The organism is Lysinibacillus sp. FJAT-14745 (genome assembly GCF_001275675.1).
Classification (GTDB): Bacteria; Bacillota; Bacilli; order Bacillales_A; family Planococcaceae; genus Lysinibacillus.
The window spans coordinates 21,412-39,368 of record NZ_LITM01000017.1 but is presented as its reverse complement, the minus strand read 5'-3'; the positions used below and the strand labels follow the sequence as shown (position 1 = coordinate 39,368).

The window sequence follows — 17,957 nt, the reverse complement described above, 5'->3', positions numbered from 1 at the left end:
GTTTTCACTTTTTTTCTATACTTTAATGGAAATTTATTGAATTTTTTGTGGTCAACCCCAAGTTATGGTGATGAGCCAATTATTAGTATGTGTAGCCTAATAACTGAAGATTTTACTATATTGCCCTTTTTACAGATTTTATTAGGTCTTTCCCTCATCATTAAAGGCGTTCGAGAGAGGAAAAGAGCCTATATTTCGGTGTTGCGTTTTTCATATTATTTGTGGTTGGACAAACACTTTTGTTTTAGAAAATTCATTTATTTTTATGTTTAAAATAGGAAGAGTTTTATGCCTGTTTTAAGTCACATCTAAGCTGATGGGGCTTTTATTTTTTAACTTCTTTCAGCTGAAGTCTCCCATCTCTTTAGGTGATGAGATGAATACGGTTTTAAGTCACTTTTCAGCGGGTATCAAACATCCGCTGAAAGAAGTTAAAGCATCCGGCGGAATTCAAACATAAAAATAGTACCAACTACTAATATTTAATGATAGAATTAGGTAATAATAATTTTGGAGGTTTTTTTTGATGCTAGATATTCAACAAATACAAGAAGTTATTCGACATCGTTATCCTTTTCTGCTAGTGGATAGAGTATTGGAATTAGAAGAAGGGCAGAGAGCGGTAGCCATTAAAAATGTAACGATCAATGAAGAATTTTTTAATGGTCATTTTCCTAATTATCCAGTGATGCCAGGTGTGTTAATTGTTGAAGCGTTAGCTCAAGTAAGTGCAATTATTATGCTCACAAAAGAAGGAAATCAAGGGCGACTTGGATTACTGGCAGGCATTGATAATTGTCGCTTTAAAAAACAAGTTAAACCTGGTGATCAACTGCGTCTTGAAGTGGAAATTACACGCTTAAAGGGTGCTATTGGTAAGGGACGTGGAATAGCAACAGTTGATGGAGAAATAGCTTGTGAGACAGAGCTTATTTTTGCATTTGGAAACTAAGCCAATTCGATTTAAGAGTACTGCAAAAAATTCATTGCAGTACTCTTGTTCTGTATTTAAATGATTTTTAACAGGTATATTTATTTTCTCAATTGCTATTTTCATCTCAAATAGATTAAATACAAGAAGTTCTAATGAATAAAAATCCTAAATAAAATAAGACAAAAGAGTTGATCATCACAAAATCAACTCTTTTTTTGTCCAAAAATTAAAATGTGAACTTTAAGGTAATGTGTAAGTTAATTCATTTTGTTGCGGAATAGACATAAAAATCCAAAAATAAAAAATTAAGGTTCATCACTAAAAGTCGTGGATGACTTTTAGTAAAACGTATACTATGTGAATAAGTTGATTGGAGTGGAGACTGGGCGACTCCTTGGGGAACAGCAATAGAGGAACGAAGGCTAAAAACATCACATCGTGTGATAACGCCTTCGTGACCAACATCCTGTTGGCCCGAGACCCTGCAGCGAAGCGAAGCGGCTCATCGGACGCCCCCAGGAAAGCGCCCAGTCGGAACGGAAATCAACCACACGTTTTGGTGATGATCCAAAATTAAGTGAAACATTTGAACGTATACTTAAATTAACATAACGAGAGCTAATGATTGAGGGGAGATTTGATATGTTGGAAAGCACACCATTTATAAAAGATGTTCCTGATGGAGATGTGAAATTTTCTATTATAATACCTGCTCATAACGAAGAAAATTATATTGGTGGGTGTCTAGAGTCAATTACAAAGTCTGCACAACCTTATAAAGATCAAGTAGAAGTTATCGTTGTGCTAAATCGTTGTACGGATAAAACGAAAGAAATTGCACAGTCCTACAATTGTGTGACATTGGAAAATAGCGATAAAAATTTATCCAAAATCAGAAATGCTGGAGCTGCGTTAGCGAAAGGCGATATTTTGATGACAATTGATGCTGATACTCGAATGACAGAACACATGCTATCTGAGGTTGAAAAGCGTTTAGCTTCCAATCAATACATTGGAGGAGGCGTGAACGGTAATTTTGAAAGAATGTCCTTGGGTATAATAGTTTCTACCATGCTACTAATTGTTCCCTTACTGTTCAAGTATGGTTTTATTTCTGTAGGGATCTTTTGGTGCTTTAAAAAGGACTTTCAGGCGATAAAAGGTTTTAACGAGAAGATGCTAATGGCAGAAGATGCTGATTTTGCTAAGCGTTTAAAACAATGGGGCAAGGAGAACGGCAAAAAATACGGAACGATTAAAAATGGAATGATTACTTCGTGCAGACGATTTGACCATTATGGAGACTGGATGCTACTGAAACGACCAGTTATGATTTTAGCTTATTTAAGGGGTACCAATGAAGAGGCTGCTAATGAAGCCTACTATGATGATCAAGCAAGATAATGAAAGTTCAAATGGCTCGTATGTCATCTAGATATTCATGTAGATCATTTCGTTGCAAAAAACGAGTGATTTTTTGTGTAATATATTTGAATGTTCTCCACAGATACTAAACTTACAATAAAATTTTTGTCTAAAATAACATACAACCTTTCCATCCCTTCATATAATTTAATTATCTGAAAGAATTGAGTGACTATGTTTTGACTATAAACGAGTTTTCTATTCTTAATAAGGTTATTAAATCAGGTAAACCAGTATGAGAGGATGAGGGGTTTGAAGCATCCCGGCACAAATGTTTTTGAAAATAAAGAGGAACTATTCATACCTGAAAAAGCATTAGATAAAGATTTTTGTGATCGATTAGTGAAAAAAATTCATAAAAATATACTCAATGAAAAAATAGCAAACGATGTTTATATGTCATATTTTGTGATTTTTGATCAACAATATCAATTGAAAGAAATTCGCTATTTACTAGATGTATTAAAATTACAAGCAAATGAAATTATTAGATCTAAGCCAATTTATATTACATTGTGTGGTGTAATCTTATCATTGATTACAATAATTGCCTCTGCCATCAATATTAAACTGATGATTGGAATCTCACTTGTCCAAATCGTTGCTCTAGCAGTTTTGAGTTTTAATGTAGCTATATTGTTTATATCTTATAAAATAGAAAAAGAATATAAAAAAATATACGAAGTCATTAAATTAATTGACTATTATTTAAGTTTTTACAAATAGCTAATGGCAACTATCAATTTCAAGGGATGTGAAAAATATGCAAAATATTATAGAGCGATTACAATTTTGGGTAAATGAGGTACCAGGAGAGTTTCGTCAAATATCTGAAATAGAGATTTCACAACGACCAACACCTCAAAAGTGGTCAAAAAAAGAGGTATTAGGCCATTTATGTGACTCTGCTATTAATAATCTGGAAAGGTTCATAAAAATACAATACGATAAGCAACCCTTAGTATTAACTTCGTATGATCAAGTTCATTGGGTGAAAATTCAAGGATATCAAGAGTTACCTTTTGATGAAGTATTGAATTTATGGGTGAGCTTAAATAAAAAAATTATACATGTTATTAAAAATATCCCCGATGAAAAGCTTACTCTTCAATGTGGCTTTGAAAATAATCAACTAATGACTCTACAGTGGCTTATCCAAGACTACCTTGAACATATGGAACATCATTTGAAAAAACAGATTTTAACTACTTAGACCGAACATCTGTACCTGTCGCTACGCTTTCGGTACAAAAAACATTTGCTGAAATAGAGGAACTCAGTGACGCAATTATGTAGAGGCATAATTGCTAAAAAAGAATGAGCAATTTTCGGATAGTTAGTAACATGAATCGCAAATCAATCGGTGATATCCTAAGTTTTAATACCAAAAACACTGTAAGGACAACCTCTACTGCTATCACTAAAGTATACGCTGCAATAAAAAATCAAAAAAGAGCATTTTTTTTAACATTCCTCAAATAATAAGGGTACTAAATATTTTATTTGAGGAAGTGAAGATGTGAAAAAATTACTGTTTTTATTGCCCATCTGCCTATTAACTGTCTCCTTTTTTTATGTAAAAGTCGGCGCAGAAAAATATGAACATAAAGGAAGAAAGTATTATGAAGAAGCAGGACAAATCGTTTGGGAGATCAAAACGGATGAAAAAATTGTTGCTATTACCTTTGATGACGGGCCACATAAAAAGTACACGTCACAGATTTTAGATCTTTTAGACAAATATAATGCGAAAGCAACTTTCTTTATTGTTGGTCAAAATGCACAAAAAAATCCTGAGGTAATAGCGAGAATGTATAAGGAAGGCCATGAATTAGCAAACCATACATTTACTCATCCCCTAAAGACGAATGTCCCGAATTTGCTAAAGGAGATCAAACAAACAAATGACGCCATTCAGAACATTACAGGATTTAAGCCTACTTTATTCCGCCCTGTTGAAGGCCAGTATTCTGATGCAATGATTGAAGCGATTGTTAAAGAAGGATATAAAGTTGTTATGTGGTCATGGCATTTAGATACATTAGATTGGAGAAGTCCAGGTATGAATAGAATTGTTGACACTGTGTTAAAAGGTGTAAAAGAAGGAAATATCGTTCTTTTTCATGATGGAGGCGGAAATCGTCATCAAACAGTGCAAGCGATGGAAAAAATAATACCTGAACTTCAAAAGCAAGGATATCAATTTGTGACAGTTTCTGAATTACTCGAAGTGCAAAGTAAAAAAGGCAAAAAAAACAATAATCCTTAATGTCTTTATAATTTTTTGTTGTGTAACTCAGAAGTTAAAGAATAACAATAAAATATTATCTATGTGAAAATCAGGCTAATATGCAAATAGCCTGGTTTTTCATTTTCTAAAATGAATTATTTATTCGTTTACTTATATGTTTATCTTTCATTTGGAGCTATTTGTTTAAGTTTTTATACTTTTTTCAAAAGGATTTAAATACTACTCAAAAAAGGGTTCAATATAAGATTACAATTATTTAAATTATGTGCCATGATATTAGTTGATTAGAGTGGAGGCTAGGCGACTTCTTGGGGTCAGATCACAGCGTCACGATGAAACCATGGAGCGAAGCGGCTCATCGGACGCCACCAGGAAGCTTTGCTCTGTGCGAAAGCGAAGCGTCAGCCGGAACGGGAATCAACCACACGATATGTTCAGAATCAAAAAGGTATAATGACATCATAATAAATAGGGGGGATTGGCATTGTGTAAAGTTGAAATGGTGGAAATTAATAATGAACTATTAGAAGGAATTGGGAGCTATTGTCTTAGAAGCAAGAAGAAATCAAGTGGATATTCAAATAAGAACAAATGGCTGAACAATAGATTTGAAGAAGGCTTGAAATATGTACAAGTAATCGACAATCAAAAACAAGTAGGGTTTATTGAATATACAGAAGCAGAATATTCCTCGAGAGTGGTTCATGCTGATGGTCATTTAGTGATTCATTGTTTATGGGTGAGTGAAGTTGGGAAAGGTTACGGTACTCGATTAACTTCTTTCAGCAGAAGTCTCTCACCTCTATAGGTGGTGAGATTAATGTGGGTTAAGTTACTTTTCAGCGGGTGTCCATACACCTACTGAAAGAAGTTAAAGCCTCCGGCGGATGTCACGGAAATCGGAAAGGAGTTCTTTGTGCAAGCACAAAGCCGATTCCGGACGCAATTATGCCGAGGCATAATTGATTCAATAAATGTATAGAAGATGCCAAAAAGCAAGCCAAAAAAGGTGTCGTTGTTATTTCTAATTCAAAAACGTCTTGGGCGCCAAGTAAAGAGATTTTTTTGAAAAACGATTTTCAACTTATTGATAGGGCGCCATATGATTTTGAATTACTTGTCTACCCATTGAGCGACGAAGCCGAACAACCATATTTTCCGAATGATTGGGAGGACAGGTTAAAAAAATTTAATAACTTAACGATTTTACGTTCATTCCAATGTCCATATGTTGAAATTGCAACAGAAAATATTATAGCTGGTGCAAATAAATTAAATATACAAGTTGAGCTTATTGATCTTAAAGATAGAGAAGAGTTGATGAAACTGTCACCAACCCCGTACGGTATTTTTTCTGCCATTTTAAGGGGCAGCTTCTTACTTTTCATAGACTAACAGTACATTCTGTTATAAAAAAATTAAAAGAACTGAGTTAAAAACGGCTCAGTGCAAACACCAAATAAACATTAGTAAATTTCGGGTGTGAATATGTGGTTATTAATACTTATAAAAACATAAAAGAAGTTACAAAAGGTACATAATATAGAATGAACTTAAAATATCTATCTTTAAACTATGGATGTTAAGATAGTATGATTATAAGTTCAATTATCCCGCTTTTTACATTAAAAAAAGAAGGGGGGGAAAACCTTTGGTAACAAGACGCCAAAAACTAGTATCACTTTCACAAGCAATCAAAATGACAAATGGTAAAAATAATGCAAAAAAGTATATTGTCGTTCATGAAACCGACAATACGAGCGTTGGAGCTGATGCTGATGCCCATGCTCGTCTACAGATAAATGGCAACAGTAGGGAAGCTAGCTGGCATTGGCAAGTAGATGATAAGGAAGCTGTACAATCATTTGAACATTTTTGGGAGTGCTGGGGAACAGGAATGTATGTAGGTAATAGCCAAGGAATTCAGGTGGAAATTTGCGTAAATAGTGATGGGGACTATTTAAAAGCTGTGGAAAATGCGGCGAGTCTTATCGCAAAAATTATTAAAGATGAAAATATAGCCATTCAAAATATTGTTCAACACAATTATTTTAGTGGGAAAAATTGCCCTCGTAATATTCGAGCTGGAATAGTAACCTGGTCACAATTTATTGACATGGTAAAAAACGCTGGAGATATTCAAAACCCTCCAATCGAAACGCAAAAATATCGAATTTTCACGGGAACGTACAGTACACTTAAAGCAGCAGAAAGCGCAGCACAGGTGATGAAAATAACATTCGGCTGGCTTGTTTACATTGAGCAAGACGGCGCAAATTTTCGAATTAAAACAGGAACTTTTACAGGGATTACAGCAGCGAAAAATGCAGAGATTAAAATAAAAAATGCTAAATTGGCGCAAGTTACGTATATTAAAGATGCATAAGCGAAAAATAATTTCTAATATTCTATGAGGATTTTAGTTGACTGCTTCGAAGAAACGGGTAAAATAGAAAAGCAGTACCATTATATACCTACAACTTAGCAGACAACAGAGGTGCCTTAGAAAGTGCTTCTCGGGCACCTTTACTTTTACAAAATCTAAAGCAATAACATCTACATAGAATAATGTGCTTAACAATATAGTGATTAAGAAATGCTGGATTTTATGAAGATTGTTGTAGGACAAGATTTGTCGAGAAATTTTGACAGTCTTTTTCTTTTCGTCTTCTCTATAACCTGTTAAGATGGTAATAGTGTGACATCAAGTTAGCGTATATGAGAGTGGTGACAATCAAGATGGATGAACAGAAAAAAGATAGTATAGAACAGCAGCCGGAACAAACACCTCCTACTGAAGTAAAACTAGCAGGGAAATTTATACAAATGAAACCGTTTAAATTTATCATGCTGATGTTCTTTACAATCCTTATTACTGCAGGCTTAACGATATTTGCCTTAACATTCGGAGAACAGAAAGTAGTTGAGGTGAAAGTACCGACTGGGCGTGCAGAATTTTCAAAATTATACGAAGCCTATGATTTACTTAAAAACAAATATTACAAAGATATCGACGATTCAAAAGTGGTCGATGGCGCTATTAATGGCATGTTTGACGCTTTAGGTGATCCGTATTCTGATTTTATGGTGAAGGAAGAAGCAGATCAATTTAAAACTGGATTGTCTTCTAGTTTCCAAGGAATTGGTGCGGAAATTCAAGAGCGTAACGGCTCTATTACTGTTGTGTCACCTATTAAAAATTCACCTGCTGAAAAGGCGGGGCTATTACCGAAAGATATTATCTTAACTGTTGATGGAAAAAGCATTCATGGGTTAAGTGCATCTGAAGCGGTAGCTCGTATTCGCGGTGAAAAGGGTACACCTGTAAAATTAACCGTGAAACGAGAAGGAAACACTGAGCCTCTAAATATGACAATCGTCCGTGATGAAATTCCGGTTGAAACGGTTTACGGTGAAATGCTTGAAGGGAATATTGCCCATATTCAAATAACGTCATTTAGTGAAAATACAGCAAAAGAATTTGAGAAGATTCTTGCAGATTACGAAGGTAAAGGATTGAAAGGTATCGTTTTAGATGTACGTCAAAATCCTGGTGGCTACCTAGATGCTGCAATCGAAATTTCGAATTTATTCGTTCCAGAAGGTAAACCGATTGTACAAGTACAACAAAAAGATGAAGAGCCGAAAATTACAAATGCTATTGCAGGTAAAAAATATAATGTTCCAGTGACAGTGCTAGTTGATAGCGGCAGTGCTTCTGCTTCTGAAATATTAGCTGGTGCCTTAAAAGAATCTGTCGGTGCTAAAATTGTAGGAGAAACTTCGTTTGGTAAAGGTACAGTGCAAAATGTTACACCATTAAAAGATGGCTCTAACCTTAAATTCACAACAGGTAAATGGCTAACACCTAATGGTAACTGGATTCACGAAAAAGGGATTGCTCCAGATGTTAAAGTGTCATACCCATCTTACGCATCATTACCTTACTTAGATCCATCTATGGAAATGAAAAAGGGCGTGCAGTCTAACTCTGTAAAAGCGGCACAAGAGATGCTAGAAGTTCTAGGATATGAGCCTGGTAAAGCAGACGGTATTTTTGAACAACACACAGAACGTGCAGTGAAAAAACTGCAAGCTGCAAGTGGTCTTGAAGAGACTGGTGTTTTAACGGGCGATACAACGTATGCTTTAATGGATGCATTACGTGCAAAAATAAAAGCAGATGATCCTCAATTGTTAAAAGCAAAAGAACTGCTTACTGGTACACCAGCAAAAACTGAGTAAACTACAAACTAACAAAGTAGCTGTCGCAGCAGGCGTCTCTAGTGGCCTTTTGCGACAGCTTTTTTTATGGGAGGTAATCATTGTGAAGGACGTATACTTATTTAGTGGGTTTTTAGGAAGCGGAAAAACATCCATGCTAACAGATGTTATTCGACAACTAAAGGAAAAAAAATTAAAGCCTGCTGTCATTATGAATGAGCTTGGCAAGCTACCATTTGACTCACAGGCCGTGGAAAAGGATATTCCGCTAAAGGAAATGCTAGAGGGCTGTATTTGCTGCTCTGGCGCCGAAAAAACAGAAGCACAAATTCAATCTCTTCTATTAGATAGTGACTTTGATGTCCTCATTATCGAAACAACAGGTGCTGCACATCCTGTTGAAGCATTAGACGCTGTTTATTCACCGTTATTTGCGGAACAGTTAAATGTCAAAGGGATTGTCACGGTTGCTGACTCAAAGCTGTGGCTGAATCGAGAAACATTAACCCCACAAGTGCGGTCCTTATTTATGGAACAAATCCGTCACGCACATTTATTGCTGGCTAACAAAACGGATTTATTAACAGAGGCAGAGCAGGCACAGGTTGTTTATGAGCTACAAGGTTTTAATCCCCATGCCTTTATTTTGCAAACTACAAATGGGCGAGTACCGTTACGTTTATTAGAAGAATTAAAGGCAACAGCTCAGGTGGATAAACAAGATGTTGTGAAAGCTCCTATAGCATCAATGCATCTTGGTTCACGATTAGTTGAATTTAAGGACGTTGACTTTACGCAGGAGCAATTTGAGGATTGGATACGTACAATACCTGAAACTGTTTATCGAATGAAAGGCTATGTGCCAATTGAAGGTGTAAAAAACCCTATGCTGTTTCAATATGCATATGGTATGGTCCAATGGCTTCCAGAATACGTAAAAATGCCCGCGAAACTCGTTATCATTGGTGAAGATGTAAGTAGCTTAAACGTTATAGGTCTTGATTAAATTACTAGGCTTTTCTATATAGACTTCTTTAAATCTGCTGATTCCTACTAGTAAGACACGAAAATTCCGTTTCTGTTGTCTTACTTTAAGTAGAAATCGAGGCAGATTTTTTTTGTGGATCCGCAAAATGAAGGAATCTTTTATTCGATATTTAAGACTTTATTTCGTGCGTCACTCTATTTGAATATTGAAAATATTTAATAGTTTTCTAGGGGTGTCAACCCTATTTGAAACGTAAGTATTTCATAGGCTGGCGAAACTTGCTAAAAAATATTGCAAAAAACCCTCTATTTGATGCGAATCCAGTCCTCTCATGGTGTTGTTAGCAGATGCTGGTAAGAAATTTAATAAAATCGTACTTTACGATTGTTTGCAGAGAAGGAGGAATTGCAAAATGAAAAAAACACTAACAGCAATTTGTGCAACAGTTTTATTAGCAGCTCCAATTCAAATGGCTTCCGCTGCAGAAAATACTACAGAGGGGAACACAACATCAGACTGTCATAAAGTTTCTTATCATAAATGGTCTAATGATCAATGGTCTAACGATCAATGGTCAAATCAATTGTTAAACCAATTGTCAAATCATAAGTGGTATGTAAATGTACCACAAATACAAGCACCATCAAAAGAAGTACAAGCACCGTCAAAAGAAGTACAAGTACCGGTGAATAATCAAACACCAACTAACAATAAACAAGCAACAAATAACAATACACAAACAACTCAAAAAGATAATAATACAGCAACTGCACCATCTAAATCTACACCATCAACAACTACTTCAGATGTGAGTGCTTTTGAACAAGAGGTAGTAAAATTAACGAATGCTGAACGTACAAAAGCTGGTTTAGCACCATTCAAAACGGATGATCAATTGATGGCAGCTGCTCGTGAAAAATCACAAGATATGCAATCTAAAAACTATTTCTCACATACAAGCCCAACATTCGGTTCACCGTTTGATCGTATGAAAGCTTTAGGTATTACGTATAAGAGTGCAGGTGAAAATATTGCACAAGGTCAACGTACACCTCAAGAAGTAGTAAAAGCTTGGATGGATTCACCAGGTCACCGTGCGAATATTTTAAATGAGAAATTTACGCATATTGGTGTTGGCTATGTGAAGTCAGGTAACTACTGGACACAACAATTTATCCAAAAATAATCAAATTTAAATAGCTACGTTGAATAATAGGATGTCCACTAAGTCGTAAAGGCTTGGTGGACATCTTTTTTTAATTTTCTATTGCTAATATGAGAGGCATAAAGTGACAAATCTTTTGACTGAAAAACAAATGAGTGCATTTCAAGGGCTATCTGAATACATTAGAAATGTAGACAAAAATGGCTTCACAATATGATTTAGTGAGCATTAGTTTGTGAAATTTACTGTAGCAGTGAAACAAAATTCATATTTTAGAGGCCATCTGGAATCGTTAATTAAACGAAAAAAGAGAACGATGCATGATATTAATAAACTGTGGACAATGCAGCAAATTAATAACAGATAGAGCAATAAGTATTTATAACAATCAAGAAGATAAGTTTTACTGTAATGAAAGCTGCGAAAGAAAGGACATAGAAGACATGAACAGTCGAGTTCCTACTATAAAAAATAAAAATAATGGTCAATTGTATTGAGATTGTAAATAGTGAATCAGCGCTAATAGCTTTTATCAATTCATGTAGAACTTGACGACTCAATCTATTGAAAAAAATTAATCTAACGGGTTGTATATCTATAGGCGAAATAAGTTTTAGCACGGAAGAATAACTACACATCGGTCAACAGTTCATGAACACTTCTAGTGGCTTTAGCCTCAGTCGTTAAATCATTTTTCAAAACTGCAATAGCAAAATCTCTACAGTAAAAATATTTAGTGATAAAGAAATTGATAAAAAAGTAAGGATTTTTTCATATTATACATAGCCCTCCGTATTCATTAAAGGATCGATCTAGAATTAACAAAGGAGGTTCTTAAGATGTTAATGTTCATTGGATTTATCATTACATTATTGTTGAAAAGAAGAAGATGAATCTAAATAAAGGATTTGAGAGCCTTGATAATGTAAAGAGGGTTTATTCGATGCGTATGGATTGTTGTTTTTTCTTCCATAACGAACAATAGCAAACTAGAACAAAGTCTAGTTTGCTATTGTTGTTTTAGCGGTACTTGCATATCTTTTTTGAACAAGTAATAAACGAATTAATAAAGTAATCGCTCCTGTTGTCAGGCCTGCAACTAGTCCAATCCAGTAACCGAATGGTCCGAAATCTGTGTGAGTGGCTAGTACATATCCGACAGGCAAGCCGATAACCCAATAAGAAATGATGGCCATAATAAAGGTCACTGTAACATCTTTGTACCCTCTTAAAGCTCCTTGTACAGGCGCTTGAATAGCATCTGATAGCTGGAAAATGGCTGCGAATATTAAAAAATGAACGGCGTATTCTAGTACTTCTCCATCTGTTGTATACATATTTGCAACGGGCTCACGAAGGATAAAAAGGATACAAGCTGAAATAAAGCTAAATAAAATCGCGGTCCCAACACATAAATAGCTATATAGTTTAGCATCGTGCAAACGGCCAGCGCCTATTTCAAAACCTACTAATATCGTAATACCCATAGAAATGCTAAGAGGTACCATATAAAGCAGGGAGGTGAAATTTAATGCTATTTGATGAGCTGCAATAATTTCTGTACTAAAGTTACTCATCATCATCGTGACAGCAGAAAAAATACTCGTTTCTGCAAATAAGGATATTCCAATCGGTACACCAATGATTGAAATTTCCTTCCAACGAAGCCATTCTAATTTTGGCCAGTCATGGAATAGGCGGAAGCGTTCAAAGGGTACGCGTTTTGCAATGATCCAAACGGTGATCAAGAAAACAAGCCAGTATGTAATCGCTGTTGCAACGCCTGCACCGATTCCGCCGAGCTCGGGTGCTCCAAACTTCCCAAAAATAAAAATATAATTCAACACAATATTAATAGGCGTTGTAAGTAATGTAATAATCATTGTGACGCGAGTTTGTCCAAGCGCATCGATAAAACAGCGCATGACAAAAAATAAAAAGAGTGGTATAAGACCAGCGCACATCGCATAAATATATGATTTAGCAATACTATGTACAGAGGCTTCTAAATTCATATTGCCAAGAATCCAATCAATACCAAATAATAACATAATAAAAATAAGTACCGATAGTAAGATGGCTACATAGATTCCTTGCTGAACAGCCTTTTTTGCTGCCAGCTCTTTTTTAGCTCCAACAAGCTGTGAGACAATAGGTGTGATCGCTAGGAGAATTCCAGATAACCCTGTGTAAATAGGCATCCAAATAGAGGAGCCGATTGACACGCCAGCTAAGTCAGCGGTACCGTACCGACTCGACATTAAAATATCGAAGAAAGAAATAAGATAAATAGCTACTTGTGTGACTAAAATGGGTACGATAATTTTCAATAATAATGCATATTTATCTTTTAACGTAGTTGTCTGATTCATAGTGTATATCTTCCTCCATTAACATAATTAATTTAATAGTATAGCATAATAAATTGAGGAAAGCTGAAAGAAATTAAAAGCTTCATCTATATCTTTTCGTTCGCATATAGTAAAATAAAAGACTGTAAACAAAAAGTAGTTGATGGCTATGCTTTTAAGGAATAGGAGAATTTATGTGAAACAACAAACAATCATTTTAACCGGTGGAGGGACAGCTGGTCATGTATCGCTCAATCAAGCGATACTCCCGTCTTTACAAGAACTAGGTTATGATGTCCACTATATTGGTTCAGAACAAGGTATTGAAAAAGAATTAATAGGCGAGGCGTTTCCTAGTGTTCCGTTTTACGGTATCTCAAGTGGAAAATTGCGTCGCTATTTCTCAATGAAAAATTTTACAGATCCATTTAAAGTGCTTGCTGGAATTATGCAGGCTTTTCGTATTATCAAAAAAGTAAAGCCCGAAGTAATTTTTTCAAAGGGCGGCTTTGTTTCTGTACCCGTTGTTATGGCTGCAAAACTTGCTGGTGTTCCAGTAGTCATTCATGAATCAGATGTTACACCTGGCTTGGCCAATAAAATTGCGCTACCATTTGCATCACACATCTTTACGATTTTTGAAGAAACATTACAGCACTTACCGAAAGAAAAGGCAACATGCACAGGCTCCATTATTCGCCAAGAGTTATTTGCAGGAGATCGAGCGAAAGGGTTATCATTATGTGGCTTTACAACATTAAAACCTGTTCTTCTTGTAATGGGAGGGAGTCTAGGTTCTGTAGTATTGAATGATGCGCTTCATCAAAATCTACCAGAGCTTATTAAACAGTTTCAGATCATTCATTTGTGCGGTAAAGGAAATTACGACAAATCATTTGAATCTACGCCTGGTTACAAGCAGTTTGAATATGTGACAACAGAATTACCGGATTTATTACATGCGGCAGACTTTATCGTCTCACGAGCTGGCTCTAATTCGATTTTTGAATTTTTAGCACTTCACAAACCGATGTTGTTAGTGCCGTTATCTGCACAAAAAAGTCGCGGCGATCAAATATTAAATGCCAACTTGTTTAAAAGACAAGGCTACGCGGAAGTATTACTAGAGGAAGAGTTAACGAAGGAATCCTTTAAAAAATCGGTTCATGTGCTAACAGAGCGTAAAGCAGAAATGGTAGCAACTATGAAGAAAACTCAAAGACCGAAAACGCCAGATGAAATGGCGAAATTGATTTTACAATATAAAAAGTAGGCTCTGCACTCGTAGTCGTTACCTACTACATAGCTTGTGCAAAATCACAATTCTCTGCAATCATATGTAGCGAAGCTCGAATATAAAAGCTATGTGCCTGTCATCATGACAGAACACATAGCTTTTTTTATGCATATTCATATAGATTACATCGCTTGTTCTTCGCCTTCTGCCATTTGATTGGCTGTTGTAAGATAGAACAAGTCTTTTGGTATTTTATATAAATTAAATTGCGCTTCACCTCTGTTAACCTGTGTTAATAATGTTGGGTGACTTTCATTGGCACTCATAACATAGGGTAACTTTAAGGCTGCACGCTGAGATTTTATATTTTCAACACGAATACGGAGAAATACCGTATGGAAGTTATAGTCAAAAAAAAGTTCATTCAAAAAAAGCATTTTCGCCTTTTGGTTATAACCTTGCCCTTGATAAGGGAGTCCGATCCACGTTCCTAAAAAGCCTGCACCATCCTCTACATCATGAATGCTAATGGTGCCGATTGGTTGACCCCAATCATCGGTAATTGTCCTTGAAATAGCGAGTCCCTTCGCTTCTTCTTCAATCAATTGTTTTGTCATAAACCAATATTCATCAGCTGATGTGGCTTTTTGACGGACAAATGGGAAAACAGAAGGGTGTGATAATAGCTCATAAAGCTCTGTACATTCATGTAGGTCTCGATGTTTAAGCATACGAAACGCCTCCTTTACTAGGGTAGTTAAAACAATTCCTTTAAAACATAAAGAAGAAAACTAAAATTCGTACTGGAATTAAAACCCAAAGAACTAGACGTTAAAACTATGATATCCATAATCTCCCGCTGTCTTACTGATTTTTCGACCATACCGAAAAAAGGCTAGTTTTTTTAATATAATATAACAATCACACTGCTTTATGCAATCATTTTCCTCGCTAAAACGAAAAATAAATTTGATTGTCAGTAAATTCTGGAAAATAAATAATTGCATAGATAGTTAAATTTTGTTTATATATTTTTTTAGGAGCATTAAGTCTAAAATATCAATTTTCTAGGTAAAAATATTTGGATAGTGTTTCTTTAGGTTTACGTTATTTCATCAAAAGAGGTAAATTAACAAATTTTATCCTAAAAAGGATATAATTTTTCGGATTCAAGAAGAGTGATTCATTTAAATTATGTTATAATAGTAGTATTGATTTTTTTGTAAAAACAGAAATTATATGAAAATTCTATTTAATAGTAACAATAACGACTTATGGGGGTGACAGCATGGAATATCTTTTAAGCGAAGACTTATTTAATGACTTGTTTATTGGAAAAGATTTTGTCTTTTTAATGAAAAAAGTGGGTGACGATTATCAATATATTCGCTTAAATCAAGCAGCTCGAGCTTTGGTTTCACAAGAGGCAATTGGGGAAATGCTTTCTACCATTACTTCAAGTCGCAATTTTTTAATAATTCAAGAAAATTATCACCAAGCAATTATGAAGCATAGTCAGGTTGACTATGTGGATTATGCCTATTTTAAAGCAGAAGTTCGTAAATATGAGACTTCTGTTCGGCCGTTTAAACATAATAAAGAAGACTATATTTTAGCCATAACAAAAGAGATTCTTTATGATCGCAGCATCGAAGATAAGTTTTTATTTCTGCGCTCAATGTTCGATCATGCTTTTTTTTCAACGGTCATCTTATCAGCTGAAGGCTCTATTTATGAGGTGAACTCCAGCTTCACGGAAGACTTTGAATTAGATACAGAAACGGTTAAACAGCAATTATTCGTCGACCTACCAATTGTTCCTGAAGATGAAGTAGGAAACATACAAAACTATTTACAAAGAGCAGCTTTGGGCGAAAATATTGGTGAAAAACTCATCAAGCTTCATACACTGGATAAAAAAGAGCGCACGTATTTAGTATCACTATCTCCTGTTATGCAGGGGGATAACTCTTTTGCTATTTTTCTTCTCATGCAGGACTGCACACAATTCACTGAACAAAAAGCAGAGTTACGCTCAAAATCACATGGTTTAGAGGTTTTTAAGGCTGCTCTAAATTCTGCAGCGTCCATTGCTGTTTTGGATAGTGATGGTATTATTCTAGAAGTTAATGATTTGTTTTTAAACGCGACTGGCTTCACGGCAGAAGAGCTAATAGGTCAACCTTTTAAATTAATAGAGCCTCGTGACAATAAGGAGAATTTATTACAATTAGTTAGTAAAACACTTAGAGCGGGGAATATTTGGCGAGGCGAGCTATGCTACCGTACAAAATTCCATGCTGATTTTTGGGTAGAAGCATCGATAGTTCCATTAAAAAATGAATTTGGCGAGACAGAAAAATATTTATCCATTAACTATGATATTACGGACAAGAAAAGAATGTTAACAGAATTGAAAAATATTGAACGTACATTCCGTCTCATTACAGAAAATACAAATGATTTAATTGTCATAACAAACGAAGATGGCATCATTATTTATGCTTCGCCTTCCTATGGGATTTTCTTAGGCTACGAAAATGTAGAATTACAAGGTCAGTTTTACAGCAACATTGTGGATGAACAAAGTAAGAAGGCTTGGCAAACGTTTCTAAATAATTATTCGGGTCAAACGGAAACACAGTTTGAGCTACTGCTAAAGGCAAAGGATGGTACGCCTGTTTGGACTGAAGGAAACGTCACGGTTGTTCATGATCCAGAGCGCGAAAAAGTTTCACAAATTATGATGGTATCTCGTGAAATAACTCATCGTAAGGAACGAGAGAATGACCTATTATATTTAGCTTATCACGATACATTAACACAACTACCAAATCGTCGTTTTTTACACACGGAGTTTCCGAAACTATTGGCAGAAGCAAAAGAACGGAAAGAGTGTTTAGCTATGCTCTATCTAGATGGGGATGACTTTAAGGATGTTAATGATCGGCACGGCCATGATACGGGGGATGATTTTATCCGAAAGTTTGGCCAAGTTTTAATTACTGCTGTCCGTAACCACGATTTAGTAATTCGTATGGGTGGCGATGAATTTATTGTCGTCCTAACAGGTTTAACAGGGGATGATAAGAAGAGGCATAAACAAATAATGGATATTATTAATCGCATCCGTAATGAACTTAAAAAGGGCTGGACGATCGAGAGTCATCACTTTGCTCCAACTGCCTCCATTGGTATCGCTTATTACCCGGATCACGGTCAAACATTAAATGAATTGCTAGAATTGGCAGATCAAGCTTTATATAAAGCGAAGGAAATTGGAAAAAATAATCTTTATATTACTGGCACTCATTGAAAAAAGTCTGTACAAACGAGTAACTACTTGTGGTACAGACTTTTTGTTTGATGTTATGCTATAACA

Annotated in this window: 15 protein-coding genes and 1 pseudogene; 14 read left to right on the top strand and 2 right to left on the bottom strand. The window is 35.4% G+C overall.

Annotated features, from left to right (window positions below):
- The 12 genes and pseudogenes from AMS59_RS26520 to AMS59_RS22195 form a co-directional block, all read left to right on the top strand.
- Positions 1-273, top strand: a pseudogene (locus AMS59_RS26520) (hypothetical protein); the annotation flags it as partial.
- Between the two features lie 253 nt (positions 274-526).
- A complete protein-coding gene (gene fabZ, locus AMS59_RS22245; RefSeq protein ID WP_053485888.1) occupies positions 527-952 on the top strand; it encodes a 3-hydroxyacyl-ACP dehydratase FabZ in 426 nt (141 codons plus the stop codon).
- Positions 953-1,576: 624 nt separating this feature from the next.
- A complete protein-coding gene (locus AMS59_RS22240) occupies positions 1,577-2,338 on the top strand; it encodes a glycosyltransferase (RefSeq protein WP_053485887.1) in 762 nt (253 codons plus the stop codon).
- Between the two features lie 273 nt (positions 2,339-2,611).
- On the top strand, positions 2,612-3,085 hold the full coding sequence (locus tag AMS59_RS22235; protein WP_234007884.1) for a hydroxymyristoyl-ACP dehydratase: 474 nt from the start codon (positions 2,612-2,614) through the stop codon (positions 3,083-3,085).
- A 37-nt stretch (positions 3,086-3,122) separates the two neighbouring features.
- Positions 3,123-3,572: a DinB family protein gene (locus AMS59_RS22230; RefSeq protein WP_053485885.1), complete on the top strand. Its 450-nt coding sequence runs from the start codon at positions 3,123-3,125 to the stop codon at positions 3,570-3,572.
- Positions 3,573-3,878: 306 nt separating this feature from the next.
- A complete protein-coding gene (locus AMS59_RS22225) occupies positions 3,879-4,628 on the top strand; it encodes a polysaccharide deacetylase family protein (protein WP_053485884.1) in 750 nt (249 codons plus the stop codon).
- A 466-nt stretch (positions 4,629-5,094) separates the two neighbouring features.
- Complete coding sequence (locus AMS59_RS22220) at positions 5,095-5,418, top strand: hypothetical protein (protein WP_234007883.1); 324 nt, start codon at positions 5,095-5,097, stop codon at positions 5,416-5,418.
- 257 nt (positions 5,419-5,675) lie between these two features.
- A complete protein-coding gene (locus AMS59_RS22215; protein WP_053485883.1) occupies positions 5,676-6,005 on the top strand; it encodes a hypothetical protein in 330 nt (109 codons plus the stop codon).
- Positions 6,006-6,261: 256 nt separating this feature from the next.
- Complete coding sequence (locus AMS59_RS22210; RefSeq protein ID WP_053485882.1) at positions 6,262-6,996, top strand: N-acetylmuramoyl-L-alanine amidase family protein; 735 nt, start codon at positions 6,262-6,264, stop codon at positions 6,994-6,996.
- A 353-nt stretch (positions 6,997-7,349) separates the two neighbouring features.
- Entirely contained in the window at positions 7,350-8,855 is a 1,506-nt protein-coding gene (locus AMS59_RS22205) for a S41 family peptidase (RefSeq protein ID WP_053485881.1), read from the top strand.
- Between the two features lie 82 nt (positions 8,856-8,937).
- Entirely contained in the window at positions 8,938-9,840 is a 903-nt protein-coding gene (locus tag AMS59_RS22200; protein WP_053485880.1) for a CobW family GTP-binding protein, read from the top strand.
- 394 nt (positions 9,841-10,234) lie between these two features.
- Positions 10,235-11,008 carry a CAP domain-containing protein gene (locus AMS59_RS22195; RefSeq protein WP_053485879.1) on the top strand — a complete coding sequence of 258 codons (774 nt, stop codon included), beginning with the start codon at positions 10,235-10,237 and terminating at the stop codon, positions 11,006-11,008.
- Positions 11,009-11,988: 980 nt separating this feature from the next.
- Here AMS59_RS22195 and AMS59_RS22190 read toward each other — a convergent pair.
- Positions 11,989-13,359 carry an MATE family efflux transporter gene (locus AMS59_RS22190; RefSeq protein ID WP_053485878.1) on the bottom strand — a complete coding sequence of 457 codons (1,371 nt, stop codon included), beginning with the start codon at positions 13,357-13,359 and terminating at the stop codon, positions 11,989-11,991.
- A 175-nt stretch (positions 13,360-13,534) separates the two neighbouring features.
- Here AMS59_RS22190 and AMS59_RS22185 point away from each other — a divergent pair, with 175 nt between their 5' ends.
- Positions 13,535-14,611: an undecaprenyldiphospho-muramoylpentapeptide beta-N-acetylglucosaminyltransferase gene (locus AMS59_RS22185; protein WP_053485877.1), complete on the top strand. Its 1,077-nt coding sequence runs from the start codon at positions 13,535-13,537 to the stop codon at positions 14,609-14,611.
- A gap of 146 nt (positions 14,612-14,757) precedes the next feature.
- On the opposite strand, the gene AMS59_RS22180 is transcribed toward AMS59_RS22185, so the two are convergent.
- Positions 14,758-15,306, bottom strand: coding sequence for a GNAT family N-acetyltransferase (locus AMS59_RS22180; protein WP_053485876.1), 549 nt, complete (start codon positions 15,304-15,306; stop codon positions 14,758-14,760).
- A gap of 557 nt (positions 15,307-15,863) precedes the next feature.
- On the opposite strand from AMS59_RS22180, the gene AMS59_RS22175 reads away from it, so the two are divergent.
- Positions 15,864-17,891: a diguanylate cyclase domain-containing protein gene (locus AMS59_RS22175; protein WP_053485875.1), complete on the top strand. Its 2,028-nt coding sequence runs from the start codon at positions 15,864-15,866 to the stop codon at positions 17,889-17,891.
- Positions 17,892-17,957: the final 66 nt, after the last annotated feature.

Bases quoted from the DNA above. Each gene is read 5' to 3' on its own strand.
- fabZ (WP_053485888.1), top strand. From the start codon at position 527: ATGCTAGATATTCAACAAATACAAGAAGTTATTCGACATCGTTATCCT.
- AMS59_RS22240 (WP_053485887.1), top strand. From the start codon at position 1,577: ATGTTGGAAAGCACACCATTTATAAAAGATGTTCCTGATGGAGATGTG.
- AMS59_RS22230 (WP_053485885.1), top strand. From the start codon at position 3,123: ATGCAAAATATTATAGAGCGATTACAATTTTGGGTAAATGAGGTACCA.
- AMS59_RS22205 (WP_053485881.1), top strand. From the start codon at position 7,350: ATGGATGAACAGAAAAAAGATAGTATAGAACAGCAGCCGGAACAAACA.
- AMS59_RS22195 (WP_053485879.1), top strand. From the start codon at position 10,235: ATGAAAAAAACACTAACAGCAATTTGTGCAACAGTTTTATTAGCAGCT.
- AMS59_RS22190 (WP_053485878.1), bottom strand. From the start codon at position 13,359: ATGAATCAGACAACTACGTTAAAAGATAAATATGCATTATTATTGAAA.
- AMS59_RS22180 (WP_053485876.1), bottom strand. From the start codon at position 15,306: ATGCTTAAACATCGAGACCTACATGAATGTACAGAGCTTTATGAGCTA.
- AMS59_RS22175 (WP_053485875.1), top strand. From the start codon at position 15,864: ATGGAATATCTTTTAAGCGAAGACTTATTTAATGACTTGTTTATTGGA.